Annotated in this window: 27 protein-coding genes; 9 read left to right on the top strand and 18 right to left on the bottom strand. The window is 68.2% G+C overall.

All coding sequences use genetic code 11. The features are described from left to right. Positions 1 to 5: 5 nt before the first annotated feature. The gene (locus E0H73_RS35320) at positions 6 to 725 is read right to left on the bottom strand and encodes a hypothetical protein (RefSeq protein ID WP_131363822.1); all 720 of its coding nucleotides are present in this window, start codon (positions 723 to 725) and stop codon (positions 6 to 8) included. A 120-nt stretch (positions 726 to 845) separates the two neighbouring features. On the opposite strand from E0H73_RS35320, the gene E0H73_RS35315 reads away from it, so the two are divergent. The 4 genes from E0H73_RS35315 (at position 846) to E0H73_RS35300 (ending at position 3,757) form a co-directional block, all read left to right on the top strand. Further along, on the top strand, positions 846 to 1,715 hold the full coding sequence (locus E0H73_RS35315; protein WP_131363820.1) for an alpha/beta fold hydrolase: 870 nt from the start codon (positions 846 to 848) through the stop codon (positions 1,713 to 1,715). Between the two features lie 140 nt (positions 1,716 to 1,855). After that, entirely contained in the window at positions 1,856 to 2,227 is a 372-nt protein-coding gene (locus tag E0H73_RS35310) for an FKBP-type peptidyl-prolyl cis-trans isomerase (RefSeq protein WP_131363818.1), read from the top strand. Positions 2,228 to 2,393: 166 nt separating this feature from the next. Further along, complete coding sequence (locus E0H73_RS35305; protein ID WP_131363816.1) at positions 2,394 to 3,011, top strand: DUF2238 domain-containing protein; 618 nt, start codon at positions 2,394 to 2,396, stop codon at positions 3,009 to 3,011. Between the two features lie 29 nt (positions 3,012 to 3,040). Continuing rightward, positions 3,041 to 3,757, top strand: coding sequence for an MBL fold metallo-hydrolase (locus E0H73_RS35300; protein WP_131363814.1), 717 nt, complete (start codon positions 3,041 to 3,043; stop codon positions 3,755 to 3,757). Between the two features lie 13 nt (positions 3,758 to 3,770). On the opposite strand, the gene E0H73_RS35295 is transcribed toward E0H73_RS35300, so the two are convergent. Genes E0H73_RS35295 through E0H73_RS35285 form a run of 3 tightly spaced genes read right to left on the bottom strand, consistent with a single transcriptional unit; the run spans position 3,771 to position 6,910 of the window. Further along, positions 3,771 to 4,790, bottom strand: a complete 1,020-nt coding sequence (locus tag E0H73_RS35295) for an ABC transporter ATP-binding protein (RefSeq protein WP_131363812.1) — start codon at positions 4,788 to 4,790, stop codon at positions 3,771 to 3,773. Positions 4,791 to 4,793: 3 nt separating this feature from the next. Beyond that, positions 4,794 to 5,834: a FecCD family ABC transporter permease gene (locus E0H73_RS35290; RefSeq protein ID WP_131363810.1), complete on the bottom strand. Its 1,041-nt coding sequence runs from the start codon at positions 5,832 to 5,834 to the stop codon at positions 4,794 to 4,796. After that, positions 5,834 to 6,910: a FecCD family ABC transporter permease gene (locus E0H73_RS35285; protein ID WP_131363808.1), complete on the bottom strand. Its 1,077-nt coding sequence runs from the start codon at positions 6,908 to 6,910 to the stop codon at positions 5,834 to 5,836. The genes E0H73_RS35290 and E0H73_RS35285 overlap by 1 nt, the downstream gene beginning before the upstream one ends. 112 nt (positions 6,911 to 7,022) lie before the next feature. Between E0H73_RS35285 and E0H73_RS35280 the strand changes: the two genes are divergently transcribed. Continuing rightward, positions 7,023 to 7,838: a siderophore-interacting protein gene (locus tag E0H73_RS35280; RefSeq protein ID WP_131363806.1), complete on the top strand. Its 816-nt coding sequence runs from the start codon at positions 7,023 to 7,025 to the stop codon at positions 7,836 to 7,838. A gap of 88 nt (positions 7,839 to 7,926) precedes the next feature. Here the strand turns inward: E0H73_RS35280 and E0H73_RS35275 are convergent, their stop codons facing one another. Both E0H73_RS35275 and E0H73_RS35270 read right to left on the bottom strand, forming a co-directional pair. Then, positions 7,927 to 9,126, bottom strand: coding sequence for an alginate lyase family protein (locus E0H73_RS35275; protein ID WP_131363804.1), 1,200 nt, complete (start codon positions 9,124 to 9,126; stop codon positions 7,927 to 7,929). Between the two features lie 219 nt (positions 9,127 to 9,345). After that, positions 9,346 to 9,933 carry a TetR/AcrR family transcriptional regulator gene (locus tag E0H73_RS35270; RefSeq protein ID WP_131363802.1) on the bottom strand — a complete coding sequence of 196 codons (588 nt, stop codon included), beginning with the start codon at positions 9,931 to 9,933 and terminating at the stop codon, positions 9,346 to 9,348. A 91-nt stretch (positions 9,934 to 10,024) separates the two neighbouring features. Here E0H73_RS35270 and E0H73_RS35265 point away from each other — a divergent pair, with 91 nt between their 5' ends. Beyond that, positions 10,025 to 10,729 carry an SDR family oxidoreductase gene (locus tag E0H73_RS35265; protein WP_131363800.1) on the top strand — a complete coding sequence of 235 codons (705 nt, stop codon included), beginning with the start codon at positions 10,025 to 10,027 and terminating at the stop codon, positions 10,727 to 10,729. On the opposite strand, the gene E0H73_RS35260 is transcribed toward E0H73_RS35265, so the two are convergent. Together E0H73_RS35260 and E0H73_RS35255 are read right to left on the bottom strand one after the other, a co-directional pair. Then, positions 10,726 to 11,325, bottom strand: a complete 600-nt coding sequence (locus E0H73_RS35260) for a DJ-1/PfpI family protein (protein WP_131363798.1) — start codon at positions 11,323 to 11,325, stop codon at positions 10,726 to 10,728. The genes E0H73_RS35265 and E0H73_RS35260 overlap by 4 nt on opposite strands. Positions 11,326 to 11,402: 77 nt before the next feature. Then, positions 11,403 to 11,723 (bottom strand): DUF1330 domain-containing protein, encoded by a 321-nt coding sequence (locus E0H73_RS35255; protein ID WP_131363796.1) that lies wholly within the window; start codon positions 11,721 to 11,723, stop codon positions 11,403 to 11,405. 126 nt (positions 11,724 to 11,849) lie between these two features. On the opposite strand from E0H73_RS35255, the gene E0H73_RS35250 reads away from it, so the two are divergent. Continuing rightward, positions 11,850 to 13,796 (top strand): protein kinase domain-containing protein, encoded by a 1,947-nt coding sequence (locus E0H73_RS35250; protein ID WP_131363794.1) that lies wholly within the window; start codon positions 11,850 to 11,852, stop codon positions 13,794 to 13,796. Between the two features lie 9 nt (positions 13,797 to 13,805). Here E0H73_RS35250 and E0H73_RS35245 read toward each other — a convergent pair whose 3' ends face one another. The 4 genes from E0H73_RS35245 to E0H73_RS35230 all read right to left on the bottom strand — a co-directional run bounded on the left by E0H73_RS35245 (position 13,806) and on the right by E0H73_RS35230 (position 17,112). Further along, positions 13,806 to 14,213, bottom strand: a complete 408-nt coding sequence (locus tag E0H73_RS35245; protein ID WP_131363792.1) for a PIN domain-containing protein — start codon at positions 14,211 to 14,213, stop codon at positions 13,806 to 13,808. After that, positions 14,210 to 14,491: a hypothetical protein gene (locus tag E0H73_RS35240; RefSeq protein ID WP_131363790.1), complete on the bottom strand. Its 282-nt coding sequence runs from the start codon at positions 14,489 to 14,491 to the stop codon at positions 14,210 to 14,212. The genes E0H73_RS35245 and E0H73_RS35240 overlap by 4 nt, the downstream gene beginning before the upstream one ends. Before the next feature lie 67 nt (positions 14,492 to 14,558). Continuing rightward, positions 14,559 to 15,839, bottom strand: coding sequence for an adenylosuccinate synthase (locus E0H73_RS35235; protein ID WP_131363788.1), 1,281 nt, complete (start codon positions 15,837 to 15,839; stop codon positions 14,559 to 14,561). 319 nt (positions 15,840 to 16,158) lie between these two features. After that, entirely contained in the window at positions 16,159 to 17,112 is a 954-nt protein-coding gene (locus tag E0H73_RS35230) for a diacylglycerol/lipid kinase family protein (RefSeq protein WP_131363786.1), read from the bottom strand. A gap of 74 nt (positions 17,113 to 17,186) precedes the next feature. On the opposite strand from E0H73_RS35230, the gene E0H73_RS35225 reads away from it, so the two are divergent. Continuing rightward, positions 17,187 to 17,996, top strand: coding sequence for a DUF1206 domain-containing protein (locus E0H73_RS35225; RefSeq protein WP_131363784.1), 810 nt, complete (start codon positions 17,187 to 17,189; stop codon positions 17,994 to 17,996). On the opposite strand, the gene E0H73_RS35220 is transcribed toward E0H73_RS35225, so the two are convergent. The 3 genes from E0H73_RS35220 to E0H73_RS35210 all read right to left on the bottom strand — a co-directional run bounded on the left by E0H73_RS35220 (position 17,981) and on the right by E0H73_RS35210 (position 19,932). After that, the gene (locus E0H73_RS35220) at positions 17,981 to 18,688 is read right to left on the bottom strand and encodes a phosphatase PAP2 family protein (RefSeq protein ID WP_131363782.1); all 708 of its coding nucleotides are present in this window, start codon (positions 18,686 to 18,688) and stop codon (positions 17,981 to 17,983) included. The two genes, E0H73_RS35225 and E0H73_RS35220, sit on opposite strands and share 16 nt — an antisense overlap. After that, positions 18,688 to 19,383, bottom strand: a complete 696-nt coding sequence (locus E0H73_RS35215) for a phosphatase PAP2 family protein (RefSeq protein ID WP_202867709.1) — start codon at positions 19,381 to 19,383, stop codon at positions 18,688 to 18,690. The genes E0H73_RS35220 and E0H73_RS35215 overlap by 1 nt, the downstream gene beginning before the upstream one ends. 63 nt (positions 19,384 to 19,446) lie before the next feature. Next, a complete protein-coding gene (locus E0H73_RS35210) occupies positions 19,447 to 19,932 on the bottom strand; it encodes a VOC family protein (protein WP_131363780.1) in 486 nt (161 codons plus the stop codon). Between the two features lie 57 nt (positions 19,933 to 19,989). On the opposite strand from E0H73_RS35210, the gene E0H73_RS35205 reads away from it, so the two are divergent. Further along, positions 19,990 to 20,811 (top strand): helix-turn-helix transcriptional regulator, encoded by an 822-nt coding sequence (locus tag E0H73_RS35205; RefSeq protein ID WP_131363778.1) that lies wholly within the window; start codon positions 19,990 to 19,992, stop codon positions 20,809 to 20,811. On the opposite strand, the gene E0H73_RS35200 is transcribed toward E0H73_RS35205, so the two are convergent. From E0H73_RS35200 to E0H73_RS35190, 3 genes are all read right to left on the bottom strand, one after another. Beyond that, a complete protein-coding gene (locus E0H73_RS35200; protein WP_131363776.1) occupies positions 20,795 to 21,997 on the bottom strand; it encodes an MFS transporter in 1,203 nt (400 codons plus the stop codon). The genes E0H73_RS35205 and E0H73_RS35200 overlap by 17 nt on opposite strands. Before the next feature lie 154 nt (positions 21,998 to 22,151). Continuing rightward, a complete protein-coding gene (locus tag E0H73_RS35195) occupies positions 22,152 to 22,898 on the bottom strand; it encodes a 2-phosphosulfolactate phosphatase (RefSeq protein ID WP_131363774.1) in 747 nt (248 codons plus the stop codon). A gap of 43 nt (positions 22,899 to 22,941) precedes the next feature. Then, positions 22,942 to 23,349, bottom strand: a complete 408-nt coding sequence (locus E0H73_RS35190; protein WP_131363772.1) for a DUF3151 domain-containing protein — start codon at positions 23,347 to 23,349, stop codon at positions 22,942 to 22,944. Positions 23,350 to 23,367 lie beyond the last annotated feature (18 nt).

Here is a 23,367-nt window from a genome sequence, read left to right as displayed (position 1 = left end):
CGGACCTAGTAGTGCCAGTAGTAGCGGGCGTCGGCGTTCCAGGGGACGGGGACTGTGGTGCGGTTGGTGAAGGCCATGCCTTTGCCGCGGGCGATCTCCAGGGTGCGGGAGAGCTGGAGGGAGTAGTCGTGGTTGTTGTCGTCCCACCACTGCTCGAACTGGGTGATGCAGGTCTGGCCGGTGAAGTACGGGTTGGAGCAGGGGTGCGGCGGGAGCCACTTCTGGAGGTGGCGGAAGTTGACTGTTGTGGAGCCGTTCGGCGGCTTGATCGTGCCCGACGCGTCCAGGCAGTAGCCCGCGGCGGGGATGGTCCACTTCACGTAGTGCTGGCGGCCTCCAGCTGACGGGATCGGCTGCAGGTTGTTGCAGGCGGCGTCGCCGATCTCCTCGGAGGTGACGCGCTGGATCTGGGTGAGCGGGCGGCCGGCGCCGTCGTTGTAGCCGTCGAGGAGGACCCACTCGCCGTCGTGGATGAAGTGCTCGGCGGACTTCGGCGGCCAGGCCTTCGGGTCGCCCCAGGAGATGTCCGACTCGGTGGCGCTCAGCGGCGTCCACGCCCACTGGCCCGCCGCGGCCTGACCGGCCCAGTACTGCCCGGCCGACTTCTCGAACATCAGCGAGTACTGCCCATAGTTCTCAGCCGTCGTGCTCGCGTCGGAACTCCCCGGGTGTACGACGGCGGCCACGAGGACAGCGGCGGTCACGACAGCGAGTTTCTTCAGCACAGAGTGCGAGATTAGTGCCGGATGGGTGCACTCTGCGTACCTGTTCCGGTCACCTGAACCCGGTCTAGGCTCACCTCACGAGCCCAACCGGTGGGGATGGGCCGGACCAGAGGAGCTGTCATGCCGGACCCTGTCACCCGCACGCTCGACGTCCCCGGAGCCACCCTGACGTACGACGTCCGTGGTGATCTCGCCGATCGCGACCAGCCGGTGCTGCTGGTGATCGGTTCACCGATGGGTGCGAGTGGATTCCCGACCCTGGCGTCACACTTCGCCGATCGGACAGTCGTCACCTACGACCCGCGCGGGGTGGAGCGGAGCGTCCGCAGCGACGGTGCCGGCGAGCTGACACCGGACGACCACGCCGCCGACCTCATCGCGCTGATCGAGTCGCTCGACGTCGGCCCGGTCGACATGTTCGCCAGCAGCGGCGGCGCGGTGAACTCGCTGGCCCTGGCCGCCAAGCGACCCGACTTGCTCCACACCCTCGTCGCGCACGAGCCGCCGCTGGCCGGCGTCGTGCCGGACAGCGAGGCAGCGCTGGCAGCCTGCGAAGACATCTATCAGACGTATCAGCGCGACGGCATGGGCGCCGGGATGGCGAAGTTCATCGCGATCGTGAGCTACGACGGCGAGATCCCGGCCGACTACACCCAGCAGCCGGCCCCCGATCCCGCCATGTTCGGCCTCCCCACCGAGGACGACGGCACCCGCGATGACGCCCTCCTCGGTCAGAACATCCGCGGCTGTACGTCGTACCAGCCCGACTTCGACGCCCTGGACAAGGCCAAGGACCGCATCGTCATCGGCGTCGGCGAGGAATCCGGCAACCAGTTGGCCGGTCGTGGCGGCCTGGCAGCGGCGGCGCGCCTAAACCTCGAGCCAGTCGTCTTCCCCGGCAACCACGCCGGATTCCTCGGAGACGAGTACGGCCAACCGGGCAAACCCGAGGAGTTCGCGACCAAACTCCGCGAGGTGCTCGCTCGCTAGCAGATGGGCGCGTCGTACCTCCTCCACCAGGTACGACGCCCCAGTCTGGGCGCCATCCACGTTTGCCAAGCGATGAAAGTTCCTGCCGCAAGGGACCCTGGGCGCGCGGATCCGAGCGGAGGTCTGGTTAGCTGGTGGCTATGACTGAGAAGCCAGAGATCGACTTTCCGGACGGTCCGCCGCCGGCGGATCTCGAGATCACCGACATCACCGTGGGCGACGGCGACGAGGCCAAGGCCGGGTCGCGGGTGAACGTGCACTACGTGGGCGTGGCCCACTCGACCGGCGAAGAGTTCGACGCGTCGTACAACCGGGGCGCGCCGCTGGCCTTCCAGCTCGGCGTCGGCCAGGTCATCCAGGGCTGGGACAACGGCGTCCAGGGCATGAAGGTCGGCGGCCGGCGCAAGCTGGTCATCCCGCCGCACCTCGGGTACGGCGACCGTGGCGCGGGCGCCTCGATCAAGCCCGGCGAGACCCTGATCTTCGTCGTGGACCTCATCAGCGTCAGCTGAGCCAGGCCCGTCCCCTCAGCATCAGCCGGCTGGGACCGCAGGTCCGGCCGGCGATGCCGACCGCTGTTCGGGACCCCCGCGATCCGCCACAATGGCGGACATCGCGGGGGTCCTTCGCGTAGTTGTACTCATCCGCCTCGCCCAGCGGTCGGTTTGACTGAGAGGCATGACGACGATGACTGCGACGACAGTTGCCGCGACGCGAGTGAGCTGGGTGCGATACGCCGCCCTGGCCGCGAAGGTGCTGCTGTTCGGTTTGTTGCTGTCGGCACTGATCTGGCCGGATCTCAGCGGGATCAAGGGAAAGGCATCGACCGCACGGCTGGTCGTGTACCCGATCGGCGCGATGATCCTGCCGCTGTGGTGGTTGGCGTACGGGCGGACGAAGAGCAAGCTGCACCAGAGTTTCCCCTGGACCGCCGACCTGTTGATGACGTTGCCGTGGCTGATCGACCTGATCGGCAACCGGTTCAACCTGTTCGACACGGTCGACTGGTGGGACGACGCCATGCACTTCATCCTCTGGGGCTTCCTCACCGCCGGCGTCCTGCTCGCCTTCGCGCCGCGCAATCTCTCCCGCGGCCTGACAGCCTTCGTGGCCCTGGGCTTCGGCGCGACCGCGGCGGTCGTCTGGGAGGTCGGCGAGTACTTCGCCTTCATCCACAGCTCCCCCGAACTCCAGTCCGCGTACACCGACACCCTCGGCGATCTCGCCCTGGGCACTCTCGGTGCGCTGCTGGCCGGGCTGATCCTCTACCAGGTACGCGTGACGCCGCGCCACTGACGGATCACGAGCCATGGCAGGGTGAGGCCATGGACGTGACGGTGGTCGGAAGTGGTGATGCGTTCGGAGCAGGCGGGCGCTTCCAGACGTGCATCGCGGTGGGCACGCGGATCCTGGTGGACTGCGGAGCGACCAGCCTGACCGCACTTCGCCAACAGGACTTCGATCCGAACGAGATCCGGACCGTCGTCGTCACGCACCTGCACGGCGATCATTTCGGCGGGCTGCCGTTCCTGATCCTCGACGGACAGTTCCGTCGGCGGACGGAGGATCTCACCGTCTTCGGACCACCCGGGACCAGCGAGCGGCTCGCCACCGCGATGGAGACCCTCTACCCCGGCTCGTCCCAGGTGCAGCGCCGCTTCCAGGTCCACGTCGTCGACCACGTCGACCGCCATCCACAGGAAGTCGACGACGTCCGGATCACCCCGTTCGAAGTACGTCACGCATCCGGCGCCCCGGCGTACGCCGTACAACTGCAAACGTCCGGTGGATCGCTGGCGTACTCAGGCGACACCGAATGGACCGATGCGCTGTTCGATGCGGCCGATGGTGTCGATCTCTTTCTCTGCGAGGGCTACAGCCCGGCGCCGATCCGCTGGCACCTCGACCTCGAGGCGCTGACCCGGCACCGCGACAGCTTCACCTGCCGCAAGCTCGTCCTCACCCACCTGTCGCAGTCTGCACTCACCGCGGACCTCTCCGCCTGGCAGGTCGCGTACGACGGCCTCCGCGTCTTGCTCTGAACGCCGAGGCGAGTCAGCGGTCCGTCGGCCGGCAGACCCCGTCGGCAGCAGCAGACGCCGCCAGCGCAGCAGCAGCCGGCGACACCCCGGCAGCCGCGGAAACACCAGCGACCCCGGAAGCGTCCGCAGCCCCGGAAGCGGGCCCGGCCGCGGAAGCACCCGCAACCCCGGCGGCACCCGCACCTGAGACGACACCGGCATCTGATGAGACCGCGGCGGGATGAGCGTCGGCGCGAGTCGTATGACGGCCGATCGGGACAACCATCGGAGTCCCCGCCACCGGATCGGGAACGATCTTCACCCCGAGCCCGAACACGTCCTGCACGACCTCCTCGGTGATCACCTCCCCAGGGTTGCCCTCGGCCACAATCGCACCATCCTTCATCGCGATCAGATGATCCCCGAACCGGCAAGCCTGGTTGAGATCGTGCAGCACCAGCACGATGGTCCGGTCCTCCTTGTTCAGATCGACCAGCAGATCAAGCACCTCGAACTGGTGCGTCAGATCGAGGAACGTCGTCGGCTCGTCCAGCAGCAGGATGTTGGTCTCCTGCGCGAGCGCCATCGCGATCCAGACCCGCTGCCGCTGACCACCGGACAGTTCGTCGATCGGCCGGTCGGCGATCTCGAGTACGTCGGTCGACGTCATCGCGGCCGCGACCGCCTCGTCGTCGGTCTTGCTCCACTGCCGGATCCACCGGGTCCGCGGATATCGCCCGCGCCCGACCAGGTCGGCGACCGTGATCCCCTCCGGTGCGGTCGGTGACTGCGGCAACAGTCCCAGCTTGGTCGCGACCTCACGGGTCGGGATCGACTGGATGCTCTTGCCGTCCAGCAGGACGCTCCCGCGTGACGGCTTCAGCAACCGCGCCAGGGCCTTCAGCAGCGTCGACTTGCCGCACGCGTTGGCGCCGACGATGACGGTGATCTTCCCGGTCGGGATCCGCACCGTCAGGTCGTGGATGATCTCCCGCTGGTCGTATCCGACCGCCAGACCGTCGGCGGCGAGGCTGTGTTCCACAAGGTTCTCCATCTCTCAGCCACCACTCCCCACCCGGTTGGACCGGGCCAGCAGGAACATCAGGTACGGCGCGCCCACCACACCGGTCACCACGCCGACCGGCAACTGGGTGTCCCCGAAGGCGTGCTGCGCGATCAGATCGGACAAGGCCACCACCAGCGCGCCGAGCAACGCGGAGGCGATCATCGCCGGCCCCGGCGACCGGGTCAGCCGCCGCGCGATCGGCGGCGCGACGAACGCAACGAACCCGATCGGACCGGCCGCAGCGGTCGCCACCGCCGCGAGCAGCACCCCGATCACGATCAGCCCGAGCCGCGAACTCTCCACCCGCAGGCCCAGCCCGTACGCCGTCTCGTCGCCGAGCTGCAGGATCCGCAGCCGCTGGACCATGAACACCGTCAACGGAGCCAGCACCGCGAGGGTGATCCCCATCGACCGGACGTTCGACCAGTCCCGGCCGTTCAGGCTGCCGGTCAGCCAGATCAACGCCTGCTGGGCGATCTCGACCCTTGCCTTGGTCAACAAGTACGACGTGAGACTCGTGGCGATCGCACCGATCCCGATGCCGATCAGGATCAGCCGGTAGCTCGACACCCCGTGGCGCCAGGCGAGTACGTACATGAGGAACGCGGTCACTACGGCGCCGACGATCGCGAAGGCCGACACCGCAACGCCGGTCAGTCCCAACGTGACGATCGCGAAGACGGCGAAGGCGCTGGCGCCGTAGGTGACGCCGATGATGTCGGGACTGGCGAGCGGGTTGCGGGCGATGTTCTGGAAGATCGCGCCGGACATGCCGAGGGCGGCGCCGACCATCAGGCCGGTGAGTGCCCTGGGCAACCGCAGTGTGTTGACGATGAAATCGGTCGCCTTGTCGCCGCCACCGAACAGCGTCTTCACCACGTCGACGACCGGGATCTTGAAGTCACCCAGAGACAGCGAGACGCAGAAGGTCACGAACACGATGGCCGCGAGAACCACGATCACCAGCAGCGACCGTGCCTGCCGGGCCGCCCGCGCCCGGCTGATGATCTGAACCGCTTCGGCTGTGGTCATCACAGATCCGCCAACTTCCGTCGACGGACCAGGATGATGAAGAACGGCGCGCCGATGACTGCGGTCACGATGCCGACCTGCAGCTCACCGGGCCGCGCGACGATCCGGCCGACGATGTCGGATGCGAGCAGCAGGATCGGCGCCAGCAGCATCGAGTACGGCAGGATCCACCGGTAGTCCGGTCCGGTCACCAACCGCGCCACGTGCGGGATGGTCAGCCCGATGAAACCGATCGGTCCCGCGGCCGCGGTCGCAGCGCCACAGAGCAGTACGACGATCACCGCGACGAACAACCGCGCGAGCCCGACCCGCTGGCCGAGCGACTTCGCGACGTCGTCGCCCAGAGACAACGCGTTCAGCACGCGCCCCGACACCAGCGCCAGCACGATACCGATCAGGATGAACGGCGCGACCTGCCCGGCGATATCCGAACTGCGGCCGGCCAGCGACCCGACCGACCAGAACCTGAACTGGTCGAAGGTGTCGACATCACCGATCAGCAACGCGGTCGTCAGCGACCCGAGCATCGCCGTCATCGCAGCACCGGCCAGCGCCAGCTTGACCGGCGTCACACCCTCACGACCGAGCGACCCGAGCAGATACACCACTACCGACGCCGCTGCCGCCCCGACGAACGCGAGCCAGACGTACGACGTCAGGCTCGTCAGCCCGAACCAATAGATGCCACCGACAACGAACAGTGCGGCACCACCGTTGACGCCCAGGATGCCGGGATCGGCCAGCGGGTTCCGGGTGACTCCCTGCATCAGGGCCCCCGACAACCCGAGCGCCGCCCCGACCAGCAGTCCGATCACGGTCCGGGGAACGCGCAGTGAGTGCACGATCACGTGGTCGGTGTTCGCCTCGTTGTAGTGGCGCAGGGCATCGATCACCGTGGAGAACGGGATCTGCTTCGAACCCACCGCGATGCTGAGCAACGACACCACGATCAGCAGGGCGACACACAGGATCAGCCCGGCGACCAGCGTGGTCCGCCGGGTCCGCCGCGGGCGTGACGGAGCATCAGCAGAGGTGTCACGGCCGGCGGATCGGGCGACAGCACTGGGCGGAGGCATTGGACTTTGAGACCCTCTTAGGTAAGGCTAACCTCTAGACGCCTCAGAATAACCCGGTCGTCCACGGGTCCGCATCTGAGCCTCCCCTGCGCTCCCCTTGGAGAAACCGGACATGACCACAGTGCTCGAGCGGCCGATCGAGTTCGACTCGCTGCTGGCGACCGTCGCGGCGGTCGACGACCTGAGCCCGCACCTGCGCCGCGTGACCTTCGTCGCACCGCGGATCGCCGACGTGGTGACCGCCGGTCCGGACCAGCGGATCAAGGTGCTGCTGACACCGCCCAACGGTAGCGAGATCAAGCTGCCGTCGGGTCCCGAGTGGTATCCGGAGTGGTGCGCCCAACCGGTCGACGAGCGTTTCATCATGCGGACGTACACGATCCGGGCGCTCCGGCCCGAGGTCGCCGAGCTCGACATCGAGTTCGTCCTGCACGGCGTCAACGGACCCGCCTCGGCGTGGGTCAGCCAGGCGCAGCCGGGTGACCAGATCGGCCTGATCCTCCCGTTCGCGGTCGACACCACCAGCATCAGGGGGCTGCTGCACTCCGGCGTCGACTACGTCCCGCCGGCCACCAGCGTCCGCCGGATCCTGGTTGCCGACGAGACCGCCCTGCCCGCACTGGCCGGCGTCCTCGAGCAACTGCCTGCCACCGCCCACGCGACCGTCTTCGTCGAGGTGCCGGACGCCGGCGACATCCGCCCGCTGCCGACCCCCGGCACCGCCGACGTCACCTGGATCACGCCGCCGAACTCGTTGCTCGAGGCCCTGAAGGGCGCCGAACTGCCGTACGACACCGACTACGCCTGGGTCGCCGGGGAGTCGTCGATGATCAAGTCGGTACGCCGCCACCTGGTCAACGCTGCCGGGATGGCGAAGCCCTCGATCTCGTTCCAGGGCTACTGGAAGCGCGGCGAGGCCCAGGTCTGACCACAACGGCCGACCACGTCATACGTGGCCGGCCGGTGGTGATCCGGGAGAGCTGAAGGGCAGATGGGTTCAGCCCTCCCGAAGCTTGTCAGGCGGGGTTCTCCGCGTGCGTGAGGGTCTCCCACGCGACGAAGAGGTTGTTCGACCCGGCCGGACGGCGGGACTCGGTGATGACCTGGGTGTTGGTCATCGCGATCCCGAGCCGGGTGTGCAGCGCGTTGAACCCGACCTCGGTGATCGGGCCGAGACCACGCTTCAGCGTTCCCTGGCACAGCCAGGACGGAACCGGTTCGAGATTGCGCTCCCACTTGGACTGGAAGCCGAGCGCCTGCCGCAGCCGCTCGCCGAACTCCGGGTACATGTCGATGCCCTGGATCCGCGCCGTCTCCAGCACGTGCGAGATCGACGAGATGCCGTAGCCGGTGTGGACGAAGTCGCGACAGGTCTCCTGAGTCAGACCGGTCACGAACGTGCCCTGCTTCTGCCAGTAGTTGACGATCTTGTCGCGGGTGTCGAGGTGCTGGCTCGGCACCGTCTTCGGCAGCGCACCGTCGGACTCCAGGTACACGTACGCCGGGACGCGGAGCCGGAACAGCGCGATCCCCTTGTCGTACACGGCCTTGTCGTCGAGGAACACTCCGATGCCCTGGATCGCCTCGGTCATGCTCAACTCCCAGTTCCCGTTGGAGTTCGAGCCGTTGATGATCTCGGGCAGGTAGATGTTGCGCAGCATGGTGGCGAAGCGGCCGGCGTTCGGCCAGTTGCCGTACACGTGCTTGATGATCTCCGCGGCCTTCGGCCACGACGACGCCGACCACGCGGTCTGCAGCGGCGCGTTGCTGTTGGTGTGATCGCGGATCGTCGCCGACCACGCGTCCATCAGCTGGATCGCCTTCTGTGCATAGCGATCGTCGCCGGTGAGGTACCACAGCAGCGCATCCGTGTACGCCGCGATCGCATCCTCACGCTCGTCGGTGCACCCGTAGTTCGGGTTCGAGTACGACCCACACTCGACCACCGCGCGCGGCTTCGGCGTACGGGACAACGACGCGTAGGAACTGTTCTTCGCCTGGTTGAACGCGTTCGTCCACGGCTGCGCGCCGGCCTGAACCTTGGCCCGGACGAAGTCCAGCTGGGCCCGGCTCGATCCGGCACCTGGGTGGGTGAACGTCGCGGGCGCCTGCACGGCACTGGGCTCGGCTTTCGAAGCGGCTACTGCTGGGCTGCTGAGTGTCCCGGCGACCAGCGCTGCGCAGGCAGCGGCCAGGACCAGGGGTTTCTTTCGCATGGGCGGATGTCCTGTTCTTCGGGGCGGTAGACACCTGCGCTTCCCCCACTAGCGCAGGGTCTTTTCGAAAGTTTGACGACGGACGGTGAGCACGTCAATACCCCGTCGGCGACGGAACGCACCGGGATCTTTTCCCAGCTCAGTGGAACAAAGTGAGAATCTGTCCCACCTCCGCGCACGCCTCAGAACCGGCGGCCACTACCCTCGGCGATCGGCGATTCAGCCCACCCGGGTGGCCAGCTCGCTCGAACGCACCCCGGCAGCGTCCAGCAGCGCGGCGGCGGTGAGTACGCCGATGCCGCCCAGATTCTGGGCGCGGACGACCGCCCTGGCGCTCGCGCCGTCGAAGATCATCGTCAGCTGGATCGCCAGCGTGCCCGGATCCTCGGCGCCGGCCTTCACGAGTTCACGGTGGAAGAAGTCGGTCAGGTGCTGCTTGAAGTGCCGGGCGACCACCGAGCCCGGGTGCTCCGGGTTCTTCAGCTCGACCGCCGTACTGACGTAGGGACAGCCCAGGAAGTCGCCCTGGGCAACCAATTCGTCCTGCCGCTCGAACACCGTCAGGATCCGGTCCCGGGCCGGGCGCTCGTCCTCCGGCCCCGGATGCAGCAACGCCTGGTACGACGGGCCGCGGCTGGCCAGGCTCTCCGCGATCAGTTCGTCCTTGGACCGGAACAGCTGATACATCGACTTCTTCGACACCCCGGCCGCCTTGCACAGCGCGTCCACTCCGATGTTGACGCCGTCGCGGTGGAAGAGTTCGCCCGCGGCCTCGAGTAGGCGTTCGCGGGGTGTCGAGGTGGTCATGGAACGAGGGTACCGGCTGGATTTGATTTCAGAAACCGATCGGTTTACAGTCATGGAAACAGATCGGTTTCCCACTCTCAGGAGCAGCGACATGACCACACTCGAAGGCGCCGTCGTCCTGGTCACCGGCGGCCAGCGCGGCATCGGCAAGGCGATCGTCGACGACCTGCTCGACCGCGGCGTGGCGAAGGTCTACGCGACCGCGCGCACCCCCAAGCCGAGCGCCGACCCGCGCGTGGTGCCGCTGCCGCTGGAGATCACCGACCGGGCATCGATCGACACCCTCGCTGCCGTGGCCCCCGACGTGACCGTGCTGATCAACAACGCCGGCGCGAGCTCGCCGGACACTTACCTCGATGCGCCGATCGACGACATCCGCGCGGTCTTCGAGGCGAACTTCTTCGGCCCGCTCGAGCTGACCAAGGCGTTCGTCCCGATCATCGAGCGCAACGGCGGCGGCCACATCCTGAACGCCCACTCGGCACTGTCCTGGGTGGCGCGACACGGCGCGTACTCCGCCACCAAGGCCGCGTTCTGGTCGCAGACCAACGCGATTCGGCTCGAACTGCTCGGCCGCGGCATCGGCGTCACCGGCCTGCACATGGGGTACGTCGACACCGACATGGCCGCTGCTGTCACGGCACCGAAGTCCCGCCCCGAGGACATCGCGAAGCAGGCCCTCGACGGGATCGAGGCCGGCGCTCACGAGGTCCTCGCGGACGACACCGCCCGGGGCGCGAAGGCCGCGATCTCCGGCGATCTGACGGCTCTCTACCCGGAGCTCGTGCAGGCTTAGTTGCCTGAAGCAACGTAGACGTCGCGGTCGCGGGTGTACTCCAGTGCACCCGCGATCCCGTCGGCTGCGTCGGCACCGCAGACCCGCTCGACGATGTACAGGGCGAGGTCGATGCCGGAGGTCACGCCGCCGGCGGTGATCAGGTCGCCGTCGTCGACGACGCGGTTCGTCTTGAGGTCCGCGCCGAACTCCTCCAGCTCGGCCCAGGCGCCGCGGTTCGTGGTGGCCGGGCGGCCCTTCAGCAGCCCGGCCTCCGCGAGCAGCATCGCGCCGGTGCAGACCGAGGCGATCAGGCTGAGCGAGGGCGCGAGTTCGGCGATCCTCGCCGTCATGACTCCACGCCGCGCCTCGGCCCACGAGCCCGTCTCGGCCCGGTTCATCCATCCGCCGCCCGGGACGAAGAGTGCGTCCGGCGTACCGAGACCCTCAGGCGCCTTGAACTGCAGGCCGTGCAGCCCGGTCACCTCGACCGGACCGTCCAGACCGACCAGCGCCATGTCGAACTCCGGCTGCCGCCGGGCATGACTCCAGACCTCGAACGGGCCCATCACGTCCATCTCGTCCACACCGTCGAACACCAGCATCTCGATTCGCATGGCTCTACCCAACCGTCCGGCAGCGACGCCAGCCAGTGGCCGAGACGACGGTGTTCGCAAGGATCTGGCCACGAAGGTCAGACCAGCACGTCGGTGGCCTTGTGGTCGCGACCGCAGCCGTTGACGAAGACGACGGTGCTGTCGGCGTTGTCGGTGCGCAGGTGCAGGATCTCCCGGTACGCCGGCGAGTCGTACCAGCCGCGAAGGTGGTCGTAGTCGGGGAACTCGATCACGATCGGAGCACCGCTCCACTCGCCCTCGATCGGCTCCGCGTCATCGCCGTGCACGATGAAGTGCCCGTCGTACGGCGCCAGGGTCGCGTCGACGCGCTGCAGGTACTCGATGATGTCGTCGCCGAACTTGATGTTCCGCAGGTAGGCGATCGCGTACGCGGTCATGGTGACTGGCTCCTCATTCTTTCGGATGGTTTCGCTGCGACAAGCCTCCGGCAGAAGCCGAATCGAGACGATTACCTCAGAGGTCATCCGGCCGGCTTGGTCTGCTGCCGACGTACCGTAGATGGCATGTCAGCCACAGGGGGACCGCCTTCCGCGCCTGTCGAGGAGGTGGGGGAGGAACTGGTCGGGCCGTACCGGTTGATCCGGCGGCTCGGACAGGGCGGCATGGGTGTCGTCTACCTGGCCGAAGGACCCGAGCGCCAGGAGGTCGCGCTCAAGGTACTGCGCCCGCACGTCGCGCACGACCCGATCGCACGGGCCCGGTTGCAGCGTGAAGCGACCACACTGCAGAAGGTGAGCCACCCCGGCGTGGCAGGCATCCTCGACCACGACCTGGAGGGCGACCAGCCCTACCTGGTGACCCGGTTCGTGCCGGGACGGCCGCTGGACGAGCAGGTCGACGAACGCGGGCCGTTGACTCCGCGCAAGTGGCTGCCGCTGGCCGGATGCCTGGCGGAGTCGCTGCAGGCGATCCACCAGGTCGGTGTGATCCACCGCGACCTCAAGCCCGGCAACGTGATGATGTTCAACGGCAAGCCGGTGATGATCGACTTCGGCATCGCGCAGGCCGCCGACGACCTGCGGCTGACCCAGACCGGTCTGGTGATCGGTACGCCGGGCTACCTCGCACCGGAGCTCATCGAGGGCGAGATGGTGTCGGAGTCGGCGGACTGGTGGGGCTGGGCGGCCACTGTGGCGTTCGCGGCCACCGGACGGCGGCCGTTCGGCAAGGGACCGTTCGAGGCTGTGCTGCATCGCGTGCACACCGGACAAGCCGACTTGGACGGACTCGACCCGCGGCTGAAGCCACTGCTCGCCGCGGCGCTCGCACCCGACAAGAACGACCGCCCCACGCAGGTCGAGATCATGGAGGGGCTCAACCGGTACGCCGAGGGCCGCGACGCACTGCCGGCGAAGGAGACGCCGGCGCCCGAGACTGTGCACCTGAACCCGCCGACCGCGCTGATGACTCGTGAGATGCCGTCGGACGAGCACTCACCCACTGACGTGGCGGAGCTCGTTCCGTCGGTGATTCCGCCGCTGTCGGCGTTCGCTCCGATCCGCGACAAGCTGCGTGAGGCTGCTGCGGCCAAGAAGGCGGCTCAGCCGTTGCCGGAGGCTTCTCCGCCGGTTCATCCGGTGAACTACAGCCCGACGCCTACCGCGGCGCCGCCTGCGGCGATGCCGTTGCCGTATCAGAGCGGTCCGCAGGGCGTCGCGCCGTACTACGGGGCTCCCTCGCCGTACCAGCAGCAGAGTCCGGTGCCGGCGCCGTACCAGCAGGGCGGTCCGCCGTACCAGCAACCTGCTCCACAGCAGGAGCGCTCGCCACAGCCACAGGCACCCCGGCCGGAGAAGACTCCGCCGACCGGGAAGCGTACTGCGGTCATCGTCGGGTTGATGGTGGCGCTGACCGGGCTGATTGCGCTCTACCCGGGCTTGGGTTCGCTGCTCACCATCGTGCTGTTCGTGATCGCACGGACCGTCGACCGCTCGAGTACTGCGCTCATGCGACGCCGCCAGATGCGCGGTCGGTCCGGCCGCTCGGACAGCGTAGTCGCGGCAGCATCCACACCGCTGCAGCTGGTCATGGCAGGTCTCGTCACTCTGCCCTGCCTGATCCTGCCCGTCGTCATGGGCGGGATTGTCGGCGTCGTCGTGACCGGAGTGCTCGCTACCGCCAACAGTCTGGATTGGCAGCCGCTGTCAGCCTTCGGCTTCGGTTCCGCGGCACTCACCGCACTCGTCACCGCCTGGTGGGGCCCCGGCGGCACCTCACTTCGCCGCGGAGCCCACATCGCCGCCCGCAACACCTTCCGCCGGCACTGGCTCTCCGCCACCATCGCCGCCGTACTCCTGGCGATCGGCGCCCTCACCTTCTACCAAGCCACCCAAGGCGAAGGCTCCACCTGGGCTCGCACCCCCATCGAAACCCCCACCATCGACCGCCCCACCCTCAACGACCTCCGAGATGCCCCCTTCATCCGAGACCTCCCCTTCATCGGCCGCTGAGGTCGAAGGTCAGAGGGAGATGATCGGCACCTTCCATCGGGTGTTGCCACGCCAGGCTCCGGTACGCGCCGCCTCCGCCAGGTGTGCGATGTCGCCCCGATCCGAGGTCACACAGATCGCCGCCGACTCGAAGCAGCACGCCACCACCTGAGCATCAACCACGTCGGCCCGATCCGCGACGGCCAGCAGCTCGCCCACCCGGGTCGCGAGTTCCTGTGTCAGCGGTACGACGTCACACCCGTCGATCAGCCGACGCAGACCACGCTGCTTGTGTCCGCGCCAGACCTGGGCCAGCACTGCGGCGGGCACGCTCGGCTCGACACCACGCATCAAAGCGCGCAGATGAATCGCCCATAGCCGCGGGTCGTTCCGCTCCGCGGCGATGAGGGCACCGGCGTCGTAGACCAGCTGCGTCACGCCTTCGTGCCCTTACCGTCGTCCGACTCGCCGCCGTCGGCCGCCTCGCGCTGAGCGTCCGCCAGCGCTCGGTCGGCCCAGTCGAGCTGATCCGCAGTCAGAGCGCCGTGCTCAGACTCCCAGTCCGAGATCGCCTCCAGGCCGCGGTACAGCCGCTCGCTCTTGGCGACCAACTCGTTCACGTACGCCGACGGCGTCGTGTTCGCCTCCCGAGCCCGCCGCTCGACCGCCGACCACAGCTCTTCGTCGAACGACAGAGTCTTCTTCTTCACCGTCACCCGGCCATAGTATGACCACGGTATGACTGCCGGCCACCCCGGCGTGCGAGGTGGCCGCAGACTGAGGTCAGGGCTGGATGATCTGGGATCGTTCGGGGCCTACGCCGATGGCGGAGATGCGGGCGCCGCTGAGGGTCTCGACGGCGCGGACGTAGGTCTGGGCCTGCTTCGGGAGGTCTTCGAAGGTGCGGCAGCCGGTGATGTCCTCGGACCAGCCGTCGAACTCCTCATAGACCGGGACCGCGTGGTGGAAGTCGGTCTGCGTCATCGGCATCTCCTCGTGCCGTACGCCGTTCACGTCGTACGCGACGCAGACCGGGATCTTCTCGCGGCCGGTCAGGGTGTCCAGCTTGGTGAGGACGAAGTCGGAGACGCCGTTCACGCGGGCGGCGTACCGGGCGATGACCGCGTCGTACCAGCCACAGCGGCGCGGCCGGCCGGTCGTCGTACCGAACTCCGCGCCCTGCTGCCGCAGCCACTCGCCGTCCGCGTCCAGCAGCTCCGTCGGGAACGGACCCTCGCCGACGCGCGTCGTGTAGGCCTTCACGACCGCCATCACGCGATCGATCCGGGTCGGCGGTATGCCGGCACCCGTGCACGCACCGGCGGAGATCGCGTTGGACGACGTGACGAACGGGTACGTCCCGTGGTCGACGTCCAGCAGCGTCGCCTGACCGGCCTCCATCAGCACCGTCTTGCCGTCGTCCAGCGCCTTGTTCAGCAGCAGGCTGGTGTCGGCCACCATCGGCCGGAGGCGTTCGGCGTACCCCAGCAGTTCGTCCAGCACCTCGGAGATCTCGACCGCACGCCGGTTGTAGACCTTCACCAGCAGCTGGTTCTTCTGCTCCAGCGCGCCGGTGACCTTCTGCTCGAGGATCTTCTCGTCGTACAGGTCCTGGACCCGGATACCGATCCGGTTCATCTTGTCCGCGTACGTCGGTCCGATGCCGCGGCCGGTGGTGCCGATCCGGCGGCTGCCGAGGAAACGCTCCGTCACCTTGTCCAGAGTCCGGTTGTACGGCGAGATCAGGTGCGCACCGGCGCTGACAACGAGCCGCGAGGTGTCCAGGCCGCGGGCCTGCAGCGCGTCGAGCTCCTCGAACAGCACGTTGAGGTCGATCACCACCCCGTTGCCGATCACCGGGGTGACGCCGGGAGTCAGGATCCCGCTCGGCAGCAGGTGCAGCGCGTACTTCTCGGAGCCGATCACGACCGTGTGGCCGGCGTTGTTGCCGCCGTTGAACTTGACCACGTAGTCGATCACGGCGCCGGTGTTGCCGAGCAGATCGGTCGCCTTGCCTTTGCCCTCATCGCCCCACTGGGCGCCGACGAGCACGATTGCGGGCATCTCAGCCCTCCTCTTCACGCGCCGGCTGACGGCCTCACGACTCCGCGACTGCCGGACGCTGGAAACGGTGAAGCCCGGAGACGTTCACCGGACATTCATCCGGCAACGCATCCAGGCTCTTGCGACCAAAGCTTACCGGACCCCGGTCCACCGGCCGGCCCACCGTTCACCGCCTTGAAACGCTCACTTCAAGTAGTTGTTTCATCAATCGACGGCTTGCCATTGAGCGTGATCACGTGCACACTCTTAGTCAGCGGTCCGCCGAAACTGCCGCAGGGGACGGTTCCGGCGGGCCGCTGTCTCGTTCCCTGACGTGCCGTCAGGCGCTGTCTCGACCGACGCGTACCACGAGGCAGGCGGGCTGCACCGCGAAGCGCAGCCGGCTCGCCTCGGTCAGCACGTCACCATCGACCTCGCACAGCTGTGGCGGGTCGACTCGCACCATGAGGTCACGACCCCGATCACGCTGGAGCGACGGTCCGTCGCCCCGGTCGGCCAGCACCCGCGAGGCCACCCCGATCCACTCGGTCAGGCTCTCGGGGCTGACCGTCGCCACGTCCAGCCGGCCGTCATCGACCTCGGCATCGGGCAGCAGCACCATGCCGCCGGTGAGCTCGCCGCAGTTGCCGACCACGACCGCGCGGGCCTGGCCGGTGACCGGGATGCGCCCATCCACCACCAGGTCGAGCGCGAACGGGTCGTCCTTCAGGTGCGTGCCGCCGCTGGCGACGTACGCCGCCCAGCCGGCCTTGTCCTTCACGCCCTCGGGCGCGTCATTCATGATCTCGGCGTCGAAACCGACCCCGGCCATGACGGTGAAGCAGTGGACGTTGTCCGCGCCGGTGCGCAGGTCACCAGCGCGCTGGCTCTCGACGGGGTCGACGACCAACCATCCGACATCGATCGTGCGGTCCCGGCCGGAGAAGGCCGCGGCGGCCGCCTCGGCCAGGGAGTCGATCGGGAGGCCGAGGTTGCGGGCCAGCAGGTTCCCGGTACCGCCTGGAAGGAGACCCATCGCGACGCCGGTGCCGACGAGCTCCTGCGCCACCGCCCGCACGGTCCCGTCGCCCCCGAGGGCACACACCAGACCGGCGCCGTCGCGAACGGCCGCGCGCGTCTGGCCGAAGCCGGGATCGTCCTCGGTCGTCTCGACCACCGTCGGCGCCTCGACGCCTGCCACGGCGGCCGCGTCCTGGAGAACCTCGCGCACGTCGGCGAGTTCGACCTTCGTCGGGTTGACGACAACGACGATCTCAGGACCCTTAGCCTTCACCCGCGTACTGTTGCACGACGCCTGCGAGGCTTACCAGCGGCGGTGGCCGGTACACGTAGGCGAGGGAGAACATCATGAACAGCAGTGGCGATCGGCCCGGCGGGGGGAGCGCCTCGGCGAAGAGGGCCGCAGCCAGGGCCGGTGACCACCCCGTGGTCGAGTGGGGGGCTCGCCTCGGCTACGCCGCCAGCGGCGTCCTGCACCTGCTGCTCGCCTACCTGACCGCGCAGATCGCTCTCGGCGGCGGCAGCCAGGAGGCGAGCCAGTCGGGGGCGCTGGCGACACTCGCCGAGAAGCCGGTGGGCCAGGTCCTGCTCTGGGTGATCGCGGCTGGGTTCGCCCTGCTCGCCCTCTGGCAGCTCACTGAGCTCGTCACCCGGTACGAGGCGTCCGACAAGGCGAAGGCCGGAGGCAAGCTCGTGCTGTACAGCGCGCTCGCATGGACGTCCTTCACGCTCGCCTCGGGCGGTCGTACGTCGACCAGCCAACAGACCGAGGAATTCACCGCAACCCTGATGGAGGCACCGGGTGGCCGGGTTGTCGTCGGTCTGGTCGGCGTCGCCATCATCGGCATCGCCGCCTACCACGTGGACAAGGGCTGGCGGGAACGGTTCCTCCAGGACCTGCAGGAGCACCCGGGCCGGGGGGTGGTCCTCGCCGCCAGGGTCGGCTACATCGGCAAGGGCATCGCACTGGCGGCCGTGGGCATCCTCTTCATCACGGCCGCCATCCAGCAGCGGGCGGGCAAGGCGACCGGACTGGACGGAGGCCTTCGATCGATGCGGGACCTGCCCGCCGGCACGGTCGTTCTGCTCGGTATCGCGCTCGGCCTGGCGGCGTACGGCGTGTACTCCTTCGCGCGTGCCCGCTACGCGCGGGTCTGATCCTCCCCATCGCTGCGACGCAGCCAGCACCAGGCGAGCAGGGCCGCAACCGAGCCGTTGAGGATGGCCACCACCACGTCGCTGAGGAAGTGCATGCCCCGGTAGAGCCGTGCCGTCGCGACGAGGAACGGGACCGCCACGCACACGCTGACCACCACGGTGCGGAGCACCCGGTTCGTGATCCGCAGGGCCATCAGCCCCAGCGTGAAGTACAGCGCGGTCGCGGCACCGGTGTGCCCGCTCGGGAAGCTGGAGGTCGGCGCCGAGTTGTCCAGCTTCTCGACGTCGGGGCGCTCGCGGACGATGAGGAGCTGGGTGAAGAAGAAGACCATCCCCTGCAGGCTGATCGCGATGAGCGGCACGACCGCAAACCACCACTGTTTGGTCCGCCGCCAGACCAGCACGACCACGACCAGGCACACGCCGAGGATGCTGACCGTCGCGCCCGTCCACGAGAAGAAGAGGGTGACCGCGTCACCGAACGCCGTGCGTGACGACTCCAAGCTCTTGCTGACGCTGTTCTCGGAGACGCCCAGGTCCTTCAGCGGGCCGTCGGTGAGGAGCCAGCCCATCCCGACCACGACCAGCCACCACACCACGAGAGGCGCCAGCGCGCGGACCGCCAGGTCACGGCCCGCCTCCTTGGCGGTGGGTCGGGAGGTGTCTTCCTGCCAGCCGCTGAGGAACGCCATCAGTCTGAACCTTCCGTCGTGCCGTCGGTGGGGGTTGGCGGCCTCCAGCCCAGATAGCCCGCGTACGACGCGACCGTCAGCCCGCACCCGAGCAGCACACCGGCCGTGACGTCGGACAGGAAGTGGGCGCCCGCATAGAGCCTGTCGGCACACGTCACGATCACCCAAACCGCACCGAGGCCGACCAGCAGCCTCCGCAGACCGGTACCCACGAGGGGCCAGATCAACAGGACGACCACCGTGACGACGATCGCGTTGTTGGTGGCGTGACCGGAGGGGAAGGAGAATCCGGCGTGCTGGGCGAACGCGTCGTCGATCTGCGGGCGGGTACGGCGAACGAGAAACTTGAGCACGCCCGCGATGGCCCAGCCGGCGGCCATCGTCGCCAGCGCCCACCAGGCCCGCGTCCGCAGGTGCTTGCCGAACCAGACGTACAGGCTCACCGGCAGGCCCAGGAACAGGAACATCACCCAGGGCTGGCTGATCAGCTCCCACGTGTCGACGAACGTCCGGAACCGTGGGTGGCCGCGGGTGTAGTCGGTCGCGGCGACGATGAGGTTCTGGTCGAAGGTCACCAGCGGGTCGTACTTGGTGCGGACGAGGAACGCCAGCATCGCCAGCGGGATGGCGACGACGACCGCGTAGACGGCCGCCCGCGTCAGTCGGCGCCAGGGGGAGACGGCGGCCGGGTCCATAACGGCATCTTTGCACTGCCGGCGGCTTGAGCTCGCCGGTCAGCGCGCCTTAATCCCGACCGCCTACTGCAGCTCCCCCGGGTTGGAGTCCAGCCATTCCTTCACCCGCCGATCCGCTTCCTCCCGCGACACGTCCTCGACCTTTGTCAGGATGGCCCAGCGGTGGCCGAACGGGTCGATCACGGTGCCGAAGCGGTCGCCGGTCATGAAGGTCTGGACCTCCTCCACCGGCTTCGCCCCGGCCGCGACCGCCTTCGCGTACGTCGCGTCCACGTCGGGCACGTAGTGGACCAGCGAGGAGTGCACCCACTCGCCGTTCGGTGCCTGCAGCCCGATCTGCGGCATTTGGTCGCTCAACTGCAGCATCGAGTTCCCGAACTTCAGCTCCGCCTGACCGACCCGCCCGTCCGGCATGTCCTGCCGGCTGATCACCTCGGCCCCGAACACCTCGACGTAGAACTCGATCGCCTTCGGGCCGTCCGGCACGGCCAGGTACGGCGTCAGCGAGTGATAACCGTCGGGGATGGGGTTTACCGTGTTCTCCGTCATGTCGGTAGTCAATCCGTTGGCCGCCGTACCGGTCTTGTAAGAAAGCGACAGCCACTGGTGACGACTCCGCCGGAGAGCGAGAAGGGCATCCTGCATCCGCGCGAGCAGGCCCGGCACCGCTCGCTCCACCGCCTCGCCGCAGGGCCTGAGGTCGGGCGCTTCGTGGAGTGGTACTGGATCGTCGAGTGGGACCTGGACGAGCCGTACACGGCCGAGGTGTTGCCGTTCCCGAGTGTCAACGTCACCTTCGAGCAGCCCGGCGGCGCGTTCGTCAACGGCATCTGCACCCGCAAGTTCGAGCGTGAGCTGGTCGGCCGCGGGCGAGCGTTCGGGGTGAAGTTCTGGGCCGGTGGGTTCGGTGCGGTGACCGGGCTGGACGTGGCGTCGTTCCGCGACCAGGTGCTGCCGCTGACCGCGGTGTTCCCCGACGGCGACCGGCTCGCGGACCTGATGTTCGCGGAGGAGTCCGACGTACGACGGCGTGCGGTGTTCGAGGCGTTCCTGCGTGATCACCTCGCTTCCCCGGACGCGTCGTACGAGCTGGTCCGCGAGATCGTGACCGCGATGTCGGCGGACCGCTCGGTGGCCCGGGTGGACCAGATCACCGAGCAGTTCGACATCCCGATCCGCACCCTGCAGCGACTCTTCCGCCGCTACGTCGGCGTCGGCCCGAAGTGGGTGCTCCGCCGCTACCGCCTGCACGACGGAGCCGAGCTCCTGGCACAGGGCGAAGTAGCCGAGCTCGCGGAACTGTCCGCCTCCCTCGGCTACTTCGACCAGGCCCACTTCTCCAAGGAGTTCAAGCAACAAATCGGCCTGACCCCAGCCGAATACGCCGCCCGAGCCGCAGCCGAACGCCAAATCACCTACCAACCCTGATCACGACGGCGACCACTGCAGCGGCTGTTGCTGAGAGCAACGCCAGGAGGAAGCCGTAGTGCGGGTCGTGGGCGTCGACGATGTGGCCGGCGAACGCTGCGCCGAGTGCAATTCCCGCGGCGCAGCCGGAGTTCAGCCACGTGAAGGCCTGCGTGAGTACGGCGGGGTGCACCTCTGCCTGTGTCAGTACTGCGGACAGGATCTGGAACGGCGCGATCGCCAAGCCCGGAAGGGCCAACGCGAGACCTGCCTGAAGCGGCGTTTCGACCATCAGCAACGGCACACAGGTCAACGCCAGACCGGCCAGAGTGATCGCCAGCTGGGTGAGCGGTGGAGTCCGCCAACGCCGTGCGCCGTAAGCCAATCCGGCGAACAGACTGACCAGACTGGTCACGCTGTACAGCGGTCCGGCGAGTCCCGGGCTGCCTGTGCTCAGCGCGTACGCCGTCACCGAGACCTGCATGCTGCCGAAGAACAGACCGATGCCGATGTTGGTCCCGATCAATCCGAGGAAGGTCGGACGCATCAGCCGCGCCTTGCCGGTCCCACGCTCGTGCGCTGCCGGTGGCGGCGCCGTACTGCGTTGCACAGACAGCGACAGCCCGCCGGCCAACAGCAGAGTCGTCGCGAGGATCGATCCTGCGACCGGACTGGCGAGGCTACTGACCGTACCGACCAGGGCCGGGCCGACCATGAAGGCGACGCCTGTCCCGAGGGACTCCAGCGCGTACGCCGAGGACAGCCCAGGCCGACCACGGAGAGCATGCGACCACCTGGCCGAGGTCTGCGCGCCTACTTGCGGCAGCGATCCGCCGGCGAGGACGCCAGCAGCGACCAGCACCGGCAGCGGCGCTGACTGCAGTGTGAGGCCGATCAGTAGAGCCACCGCCAAGCCGTGGGCGAGCAGGGTGATCGGCAGCATGCGAGTCTGGCCGTACTTGTCGATCAGGCGTGCGACCTGGGGGCCTGCCAGTGCCTCAGCGACGGCGAATCCACCAGTCACGCTGCCGGCCGCGGCGTACGAGCCGGTGGAACTGTGGACCAGCCAGACGATGCCCAGGCTGGTCATGGCGATACCGATGCGAGCCGGTGCCGCTGCTAGGTAGAACTTCCACGCCCCGGGAGTACGCAGTACCTCTGCGTAGGTCGCTGCGGGCGTGCGGATCCGCCCGGTGAGTGCCGGCACGGTAGTACCTTCCGCTGCCCGGAGGGGCGGGGACCGACCGTGGGCGTCCTGCTGCACCGGTCCGTCCGAGTCCGCCTACAACCGTCCATATCTCGGGCAGGAAGCGGGGACGCGCGCCGCCTACCGGCTCTATCAACGGGCAGTAAGTCGTAGCTCAGGTTGACGCGCTCATCTTACCGTCCCTCAGAACGGGGACGGATTGGCTCGTGTCGACCTCCGCCGCGATCGCCACGTCGTCCGGGTAGCCGTACTGCGTGAGTTCGCGACCGCCGGCGCAGTCGTACAGCAGCGCGGACAGCTCGTCGGCGACAGCGTCGTACGCCGCCACCGCCGCTCGGGCTTCCGGTGACAACCCACCTACCTGCAGAGCGCTCAGGAACCCACCGGCACCCCAGAGGTCCTCCACAGCCGGCCGAAGCGATCCGTCCGTCCACCGCTCCCCTGCCGCGATCGCGACCACCTTGAGGTCTGGCTCCTCGGCGCATCGCTCGTTCACCCAGGTGGCCGCCGCGGTCCGGTTGCGGAGTGACACTGCGATCACTGTGGCGCCGCTGTCACTGAGCTGTTGCGAGATGGTCGAACCGTTGGGCGACGGGAGGACCAGCCGCTCGACTCCGTGCGCTTGACGGATGGTGACCGGCGACAGGCTGATGTCGCCCGGACCCGCATCGGACCTGCCGACCGCGAGCTGCGCGTCGTACTGCTTGGCATAGGCAACGGCCGTCTCGTCGCGCCAGCGGTACGGGTACACGTCGATGCCTTGATCGACGGCGACTGTCACTGCGGTCGTGAACGACAGCACGTCCACGACAGCCACCAGGTTGCCGGCGACCACCTTCGCACCGACCGGTCCCCAGTCGAAGCCGACTCTGTATCCGTCCTGCGCATACGGGCTGGTCACCCGACGGATCATGCCGCCGAGTCACCAGCCCGACAACCAGGTTTCAGCTCAGCGCATCGGCCGCGGTGGGCGACGAGTCACGCAGGAACGTGGCGCAGCGCTCGGCCTCGTCCTTCTCGTCGATCAGCGCGGCCGCCTTGCCCAGCGCGGCGAGGCAGCGCAGGAAGCCGCGGTTCGGCTCGTGCTCCCACGGAACCGGTCCGTGGCCCTTCCAGCCGTTGCGCCGGAGCAGGTCCAGGCCGCGGTGGTAGCCGGTCCGGGCGTACGCGTAGGCCTCGATCGTGCGGCCGTCCGCCAGGGCCGCCTCGGCCAGCACAGCCCAGGCCAGCGAGGACGTGGGGAACTTGGCCGCGACGTCCGCCGCAGCTGCCCCGGCGGCGAGTTCCGCCGCGGCCGGGTCGACTGGGAGTAGTGTCTCGGGTGGACCTGAGAGCAGATTGTTCAATTCCATAAGCACATCTTCGCCGAT

This window comes from Kribbella pittospori, assembly GCF_004331465.1.
Lineage (GTDB): Bacteria > Actinomycetota > Actinomycetes > Propionibacteriales > Kribbellaceae > Kribbella > Kribbella pittospori.
This window is presented reverse-complemented; position numbering and strand designations above follow the sequence as displayed.

Bases quoted from the DNA above. Each gene is read 5' to 3' on its own strand.
- E0H73_RS35315 (WP_131363820.1), top strand. From the start codon at position 846: ATGCCGGACCCTGTCACCCGCACGCTCGACGTCCCCGGAGCCACCCTG.
- E0H73_RS35310 (WP_131363818.1), top strand. From the start codon at position 1,856: ATGACTGAGAAGCCAGAGATCGACTTTCCGGACGGTCCGCCGCCGGCG.
- E0H73_RS35305 (WP_131363816.1), top strand. From the start codon at position 2,394: ATGACGACGATGACTGCGACGACAGTTGCCGCGACGCGAGTGAGCTGG.
- E0H73_RS35300 (WP_131363814.1), top strand. From the start codon at position 3,041: ATGGACGTGACGGTGGTCGGAAGTGGTGATGCGTTCGGAGCAGGCGGG.
- E0H73_RS35295 (WP_131363812.1), bottom strand. From the start codon at position 4,790: ATGGAGAACCTTGTGGAACACAGCCTCGCCGCCGACGGTCTGGCGGTC.
- E0H73_RS35290 (WP_131363810.1), bottom strand. From the start codon at position 5,834: ATGACCACAGCCGAAGCGGTTCAGATCATCAGCCGGGCGCGGGCGGCC.
- E0H73_RS35285 (WP_131363808.1), bottom strand. From the start codon at position 6,910: ATGCCTCCGCCCAGTGCTGTCGCCCGATCCGCCGGCCGTGACACCTCT.
- E0H73_RS35280 (WP_131363806.1), top strand. From the start codon at position 7,023: ATGACCACAGTGCTCGAGCGGCCGATCGAGTTCGACTCGCTGCTGGCG.
- E0H73_RS35275 (WP_131363804.1), bottom strand. From the start codon at position 9,126: ATGCGAAAGAAACCCCTGGTCCTGGCCGCTGCCTGCGCAGCGCTGGTC.
- E0H73_RS35270 (WP_131363802.1), bottom strand. From the start codon at position 9,933: ATGACCACCTCGACACCCCGCGAACGCCTACTCGAGGCCGCGGGCGAA.
- E0H73_RS35265 (WP_131363800.1), top strand. From the start codon at position 10,025: ATGACCACACTCGAAGGCGCCGTCGTCCTGGTCACCGGCGGCCAGCGC.
- E0H73_RS35260 (WP_131363798.1), bottom strand. From the start codon at position 11,325: ATGCGAATCGAGATGCTGGTGTTCGACGGTGTGGACGAGATGGACGTG.
- E0H73_RS35255 (WP_131363796.1), bottom strand. From the start codon at position 11,723: ATGACCGCGTACGCGATCGCCTACCTGCGGAACATCAAGTTCGGCGAC.
- E0H73_RS35250 (WP_131363794.1), top strand. From the start codon at position 11,850: ATGTCAGCCACAGGGGGACCGCCTTCCGCGCCTGTCGAGGAGGTGGGG.
- E0H73_RS35235 (WP_131363788.1), bottom strand. From the start codon at position 15,839: ATGCCCGCAATCGTGCTCGTCGGCGCCCAGTGGGGCGATGAGGGCAAA.
- E0H73_RS35225 (WP_131363784.1), top strand. From the start codon at position 17,187: ATGAACAGCAGTGGCGATCGGCCCGGCGGGGGGAGCGCCTCGGCGAAG.
- E0H73_RS35220 (WP_131363782.1), bottom strand. From the start codon at position 18,688: ATGGCGTTCCTCAGCGGCTGGCAGGAAGACACCTCCCGACCCACCGCC.
- E0H73_RS35215 (WP_202867709.1), bottom strand. From the start codon at position 19,383: ATGGACCCGGCCGCCGTCTCCCCCTGGCGCCGACTGACGCGGGCGGCC.
- E0H73_RS35210 (WP_131363780.1), bottom strand. From the start codon at position 19,932: ATGACGGAGAACACGGTAAACCCCATCCCCGACGGTTATCACTCGCTG.
- E0H73_RS35190 (WP_131363772.1), bottom strand. From the start codon at position 23,349: ATGGAATTGAACAATCTGCTCTCAGGTCCACCCGAGACACTACTCCCA.